The organism is Microcoleus sp. T3_D1 (genome assembly GCF_036700405.1).
Classification (GTDB): domain Bacteria; phylum Cyanobacteriota; class Cyanobacteriia; order Cyanobacteriales; family Microcoleaceae; genus Microcoleus.
This window is the reverse complement of sequence record NZ_JAUBOV010000196.1, coordinates 1-1,566: the sequence shown is the minus strand read 5'-3', so window position 1 is coordinate 1,566 and position 1,566 is coordinate 1. Positions and strand designations below refer to the sequence as shown.

The window sequence follows — 1,566 nt, the reverse complement described above, 5'->3', positions numbered from 1 at the left end:
CAGGGTAATCGCATCTTAATTTCGATGTCATTGTCAAGAAGATTGGCTTGACATTTGACAGAGGGATTCAACGAAAAGCGTCAAAGAGTATGAACCCGTAAAAATAATAACTGTATGGATAGCGGTAAAAACCCGATATTCGGGGGACTAAACCAAGTTGAAAGCCTTCTATTACCTAGTTTTAATTGGGAGGACAATAAGCTTGTCTCTATTAGATTTTTATTAAATTTCTACCAGACCAGCACTGAGGATTTGGAGCAGAAAATTATTATCCATGCCCGCAGTGTAGCGCTTCATTTTTAAACTCAACTTCGACGGCTCCTGCTTGAGTAAACTAATACTCAAATGACGCAACAAGCCCAGATTTTGGGCAGCATTGCCCTGTCGAATCCGACTGGCATCCTCATTAAATGTGACATCTAACACCCAATGCAGACTATTTTCAATGCTCCAATGGGAACGAATCACCCAGCTATGTCGCTCGGCATCGGCTTCCAGACTGCTCAGATAAAATTGAATCTCCGTGGTGGTTTTATTCCATAATTGTCGCCGCCTGCGAACCATCACTACTGTAGTTAGACCCTCCCATTGGCTTTGTCGATGTAACCGTGGTAATTGTTTAACACTCACTACCCATACTTGCCGAGTTTCTACACGGTGATGCCCCGCCTCCACAGTTTCATGATAGCTGTACTCAATTCCTTCCCAAGACTTGGTACTTGCTTCCTCGAACCAAGATTCCACTTGTTGGTAAAGATTGAGCTGGTTGCCTTTAAGAGCCAACAGATAGTTCCCGTCTTGTCGCTTAATTTGACGAGCAATTTCGGTTTGGGTACCCATAGCATCAAGGGTAACTACCGCCCCCTTGAGATTAAGCAATGTCAGAAGCTGCGGTACTGCTGTAATTTCATTTGACTTATCTTTAACTTTTTGTTGTGCCAGTACCAACCCATGTTCACTACTCCACGCACTCACCGTATGCAACGCTTTGAGCTGACCTTCTCGATCATAGGAACCCCTGGACGTCTTGCCATCTATATGAATTACTTCGATCTTCAATTTCGCCGCGATCGTAGCAATCCACTCCAAAAAGCTCTCCTGTAATGCTATCGGATCAATCGATCCTATCACCCGCCCAAAGGTATCGTGGGATGGAATCCCATGAGGCAAGTCTAAAAATTGCTCTAACCAAGATTGCTTTGTTTTGCCGTAAACCTCAATGGCAACGAATCCGTCCGCCCCTGATAGCACCGCTAAAATGGCTATGGTGAGAATAGCTTCCAAACTGTGGTGTCTTGTTCTCTCCACACGAGGGTCCGGTATTTGCTGAAAATGCTTGAGTACACTCTGCTTGAGAATTTTAACCTCTCGTTGCTGCTGAGAGTTGAGAACAACTTTACCAAAGCCTTTTTTCATCTGCCTGAGCTAGGAATAGGAGCAATTGTACCATCCCCAGTTTAACTGCTTGTTCGTCGCCAACGCCATCTGTAGAACTCCTGGCCTATATAGTTTTTTTTCTGTAATTTGTCAAGTACAATTTATACCAAATTAGATGCGATTACCCTG

Annotated in this window: 1 protein-coding gene; it reads right to left on the bottom strand. The window is 44.0% G+C overall.

Annotation, left to right across the window (positions count from 1 at the left end):
- Positions 1–222: 222 nt before the first annotated feature.
- A complete protein-coding gene (locus QT992_RS33330; RefSeq protein ID WP_333378750.1) occupies positions 223–1,416 on the bottom strand; it encodes an ISAs1 family transposase in 1,194 nt (397 codons plus the stop codon).
- Between the last annotated feature and the right edge of the window lie 150 nt (positions 1,417–1,566).

Bases quoted from the DNA above. Each gene is read 5' to 3' on its own strand.
- QT992_RS33330 (WP_333378750.1), bottom strand. From the start codon at position 1,416: ATGAAAAAAGGCTTTGGTAAAGTTGTTCTCAACTCTCAGCAGCAACGA.